Origin of the sequence: Pseudomonas sp. BF-RE-21 (assembly GCF_019947305.1) — a bacterium.
In the GTDB taxonomy this organism is placed as follows: Bacteria; Pseudomonadota; Gammaproteobacteria; order Pseudomonadales; family Pseudomonadaceae; genus Aquipseudomonas; species Aquipseudomonas migulae.
Window position 1 is genome coordinate 1 of sequence record NZ_JAGYGF010000102.1, and the last position, 4,983, is coordinate 4,983.

The window sequence follows — 4,983 nt, forward strand, 5'->3', positions numbered from 1 at the left end:
GCGATGGGGCCCTTGAATCGTGCATCAATTTCAAGGCCGCCATCGCCGGCAAGCCGGCTCCTACAAGGGATCGGGGCCTCGCAGTAGATCCTGTTCACGCTCACACAACTCCACCACGTAATCCCACAACACCCGCAACCGCACGGACTTGTGCAGCTCGCGACGGGTACTGATCCAGTAGCTGCGCTGGATGCTTTCGTCCGGCAACAACGGCACCAGCTGCGGATCGGCGCTGGCCATGTAGCACGGCAGCACCGCAATCCCCAAACCCGAGCGCGCCGCCTGTTGTTGGGCGATCACGCTGGTGCTGTGGAACACCACCTGCGGATTGCGGCAGAAGCTGTTGAGGAACATCAATTCCTGACTGAACAGCAAGTCGTCGACATAGCCAATCCACGCGTGGCGCCCGAGGTCTTCGCGACTGCGCAACGGTGGCGCCCTGTCGAGGTAGGCCTGGCTGGCATACAGCGCCAGGCGATAGTCAGTGAGTTTGCGCGTGACCAGCATGTCGGCAGCCGGGCGTTCGAGGTGGATGCTGATCTCCGCTTCGCGGTTGAGGATGCTGACAAATCGCGGCACCGCCACCAGCTCCACTTCCAGCCCCGGATAGCGCTCGAACAAACCGTTCATGCGACTGGCGAGGAACATGATGCCCAGGCCCTCGGTCACCCCCACGCGAATCTTGCCCAGCGGCGCCGTCGATTGGGTGATCTCTTCCTGGGCCAGCAAGGCGACGTTCTCCATCGCTTCAGCGTGCTTGAGCAGCGCCTCACCCGCCGGCGTCAATTCATAACCCTGGGCGTGCTGGACGAACAGCGCCGTGCCGAGGCTTTTTTCGATGGCCTCGATGTGCCGGGCCACGGTGGCGTGGGTGGTGTTCAAACGGCGGGCAGCGGTGAGCAAACGCCCGCTGCGCTGCAATTCGAGAAAAAACCGCAGGTCATTCCAATCGAACATGAACCGTCCTTAGGGATACGCTGTTTAAAAACGCACAGCGGCTGCGCAAAAACTAACATTCTTTTGACGAAAGCTAACAACTAGGATGATCGACAACAAGAACAACAATACGAGGTCAGGGATGCAGACTTCCCTTGATGAATACGATTACATCGTGGTCGGGGCCGGGCCGGCGGGATGTTTGCTGGCCAATCGATTGTCGGCCAACCCGCAACACCGGGTGCTGCTGCTCGAAGCCGGCGGCCGCGATAACTACGCGTGGATTCACATCCCGGTGGGTTACCTGTTCTGCATCGGCAACCCGCGCACCGACTGGTGCTTCAAGACCGAAGCGCAAGCAGGCCTGCAAGGTCGCGCCCTGAGTTACCCGCGCGGCAAGGTGCTCGGCGGTTGCTCCTCAATCAACGGCATGATCTACATGCGCGGCCAGGCCGGCGACTACGACGGTTGGGCAGCCGATGGCAATCCCGGCTGGCGTTGGGACGATGTGCTGCCGCTGTTCAAGAAAAGCGAAAATCATTTTGCCGGCGACTCGCAATTTCACGGCGCCGCCGGGGAATGGCGGATCGAGCGCCAGCGACTGTCCTGGCCGATTCTCGACGCCTTCCGCAGCGCGGCCGAACAAAGCGGCATCGCCAGCATCGATGACTTCAATCAGGGCGACAACGAAGGCTGCGGCTACTTTCAGGTCAACCAGAAGGCCGGGATTCGCTGGAACGCGGCCAAGGCATTTCTCAAACCGGTCCGCCATCGTCCCAATCTCACCGTGCTGACCGACGTTGAAGTCGACCGTGTGCTCCTGGAAAACGGCCGCGCAGCAGCGGTAAGTACACGCTGGCAGGGTCAGGCGAAAACCTTCAAGGCGCGCAAGGAAATCGTCCTTTGCGCGGGTGCCGTCGGTTCGCCGAGCATCCTGCAACGCTCCGGCATCGGCCCTCGCCCGCTCCTGGAAAAACTGGGCATCGGTGTGGCCCATGAGCTGCCCGGTGTGGGCGGCAACTTGCAGGATCACCTGCAACTGCGGCTGATCTACAAACTGCAAAACGCGCGCACCCTGAACCAGATCGCCGGCAGTGTGTGGGGCAAGATCGGCATGGGGCTGCGTTATCTGTATGACCGCAGTGGCCCGCTGTCCATGGCGCCGAGTCAGCTCGGTGCATTTGCCCGCTCGGGGCCGGAGCAGACTTCGGCGAACCTCGAATACCACGTGCAGCCACTGTCGCTGGAGCGTTTCGGCGAGCCGCTGCATGCCTTCCCGGCCTTCACGGCGTCGGTCTGCGATCTGCGTCCGCAAAGCCGTGGGCGAATCGACATTCGCTCGGCCAACCCGCAGGACGCGCCGCTGATTCAACCCAATTACCTGAGCCATCCGGAAGATTTGCGTGTCGCTGCCGATGCGATCCGCCTGACCCGACGCATCGTTTCCGCGCCCGCCCTGCAAGCGTTCAAACCGGTGGAATACCTGCCCGGCGACAGTTTGCAGAGCGAAGAACAACTGCACGAAGCCGCCGCGCGAATCGGTACGACGATTTTCCATCCGGTCGGTACGTGCCGCATGGGCAACGACGGGGACGCGGTGGTCGATGCCGAATTGAAAGTCCGCGGCATCCCCGGCCTGCGTATCGCCGACGCCTCGATCATGCCGCGCATCACCTCGGGCAACACCTGTTCGCCGACGCTGATGATTGCCGAAAAGGCCGCACAACTCATCCTCAACCCCGCCACAAGGAGCCTGACCTCACCGATGGAACTGGTGACCAATGCCTGACCTCCAAACACGAACATTGTAGGAGCCAGCTTGCTGGCGAAGGCTGTGTGTCAGGCGCCATCAGTATTGACTGACACATCGTTTTCGTCGGAACGCCGCCCGCAGCAAGCCGGCTCCTACAGGGTTGTAGGTAGGGCACAAGAAATATGAACGACAAAGATCAACTGTAGGAGCTGGCTTGCCAGCGATAGCGGCGGATCAATCAACATCGATGTCACCCGATGCACGGACAGTAGCGGCACCCGCCCACAAAGCATGTGCCGACAGTGGAACAACAAAAACAATCACTGTGAGGGATACCGATATGTCAGAACACGTTCAATCTCTGGAAATCACGCGCAGCACCGATGCCAGCCGTGACACCCGCAAAGTCATCTTCGCTTCGTCACTGGGAACGGTGTTCGAGTGGTATGACTTCTTCCTCTACGGCGCCCTCGCGGCGGTGATCAGCAAACAGTTTTTCGCCGGGGTCAACGACACCACCGCGTTCATTTTTGCACTGATGGCATTCGCCGCCGGCTTTATCGTGCGGCCCTTCGGTGCGCTGGTGTTCGGGCGGCTGGGGGACATGATCGGGCGCAAATACACCTTCCTCGCCACCATCGTCCTCATGGGCGTCGCGACGTTTTGCGTCGGGTTGCTGCCGACTTACGCGAGCATCGGCATCGCCGCGCCGATCATCCTCGTGGTGCTGCGCATGCTTCAGGGCCTGGCCCTGGGCGGTGAGTACGGCGGTGCTGCGACCTATGTCGCCGAACACGCGCCCATCGGCAAACGCGGATTCCACACCAGCTGGATTCAGTCCACCGCGACCCTCGGCCTGCTGCTGTCGTTGCTCGTGGTGCTGGGTTGCCGCTACTTCACCGGTGACCAGTTTGAAGTCTGGGGCTGGCGGATTCCGTTTCTGTTTTCCATCGTACTGCTGGGCATCTCGACCTGGATTCGCCTGAGCCTGCACGAATCGCCTGCGTTCGTGAAAATGAAAGAGGAAGGCAAACTCTGCAAATCGCCACTGCGTGATTCCTTCGGCAAATGGGAAAACCTCAAGGTCGTGCTGATCGCGCTGTTCAGCATCAACGCCGGGCAAGCGGTGACGTTTTATGCGGCGCAGTTCTACGTGCTGTTCTTCCTCACCCAGTTCCTGAAAATGGACCCGGCCCTGGCCAACAGCCTGCTGATCGTCAGCGTGATCATCGGCGCGCCGTTCTTCATTTTCTTCGGTTGGCTGTCGGACAAGGTCGGGCGCAAACCGGTGCTGATGATCGGCCTGTTGCTGGCCACTGCGCTGTACTTCCCGATCTTCAAGACCCTGGCCCATTACGCCAACCCGGCGATCGACCAGGCCAGCCGTCAGGCACCGATTACCGTACTGGCCGACCCGGCGACCTGCACCTTCCAGTTTGATCCGGTAGGCAAGGCGAAATTTGACAGCCCGTGCGACAAGGTCAAAACCTTCCTGGTGAAACAGGGCCTGCCCTACAGCAGCGAAGCGGCCCCGGCTGGCAGCGGTGTGCAGGTCAGCGTCGGTGACGTGAGGCTTGAAGGCTTTGACGAAGCGGCCCTGCGGGGTGCGGTGACCCTGGCCGGGTATCCGTCAAAAGCCGACGTCCAGTTGATCAACAAACCGATGATCGTGGCGCTGATCGTCGCGCTGATCATCATCTCGGCCATGTGCTACGGACCGCTGGCGGCGTTGATGGTCGAGCTGTTTCCGACGCGCATTCGCTATACCTCGATGTCCCTGCCGTATCACATTGGCAATGGTTGGTTTGGTGGGTTCTTGCCGACGGTGTCGTTTGCGTTGGTGGTGTACACCGGGGACATTTTCTATGGGCTTTGGTACCCGGTGGTGATTACTGCGGTGAGCCTGGTGGTGGGGATGATCTGTTTGCGTGAGACCAAGAACGTGGATCTGGATACTAACTGAGGGTTGGTTGGTGTTTGGGCGGTTGGGGCATGTCCGTTATTTCGGTGATGGCGGCTATTGGTTTCGCCCTTACGGCGAGTCACTTTGGAAAAGCCCCAAAGTAACCAAAGGGCTCTTGCCCCTTTCGTTCGGTGGCTCGCTAATGCTCGCCATGCCCTCGCTCCGGTCCTGCTCCGTGGGCCCTCCGCCATCGGCCATCCATGGCCGGGGGCGGCTAACCCGGCATCCATGCCGGGTTGCCCACTGCGCAGAACCTCCACTCGGCCTCTCGAGGGGGCGCTCAGATCAAAAGCGGAAGGCGAGCTAACGCTCGGCCTGATGAGTGGTGAAA

General features: G+C 60.7%; 3 protein-coding genes. 2 read left to right on the forward strand and 1 reads right to left on the reverse strand.

What is annotated here, in order from left to right:
- Window positions 1-60: 60 nt before the first annotated feature.
- Window positions 61-957 (reverse strand): LysR family transcriptional regulator, encoded by an 897-nt coding sequence (locus KGB25_RS30195; protein ID WP_207284451.1) that lies wholly within the window; start codon window positions 955-957, stop codon window positions 61-63.
- A 121-nt stretch (window positions 958-1,078) separates the two neighbouring features.
- Here KGB25_RS30195 and KGB25_RS30200 point away from each other — a divergent pair, with 121 nt between their 5' ends.
- Together KGB25_RS30200 and KGB25_RS30205 are read left to right on the forward strand one after the other, a co-directional pair.
- Window positions 1,079-2,725 (forward strand): GMC family oxidoreductase, encoded by a 1,647-nt coding sequence (locus tag KGB25_RS30200; protein WP_223437985.1) that lies wholly within the window; start codon window positions 1,079-1,081, stop codon window positions 2,723-2,725.
- 304 nt (window positions 2,726-3,029) lie between these two features.
- Window positions 3,030-4,652 (forward strand): MFS transporter, encoded by a 1,623-nt coding sequence (locus KGB25_RS30205; protein WP_008032527.1) that lies wholly within the window; start codon window positions 3,030-3,032, stop codon window positions 4,650-4,652.
- Window positions 4,653-4,983: the final 331 nt, after the last annotated feature.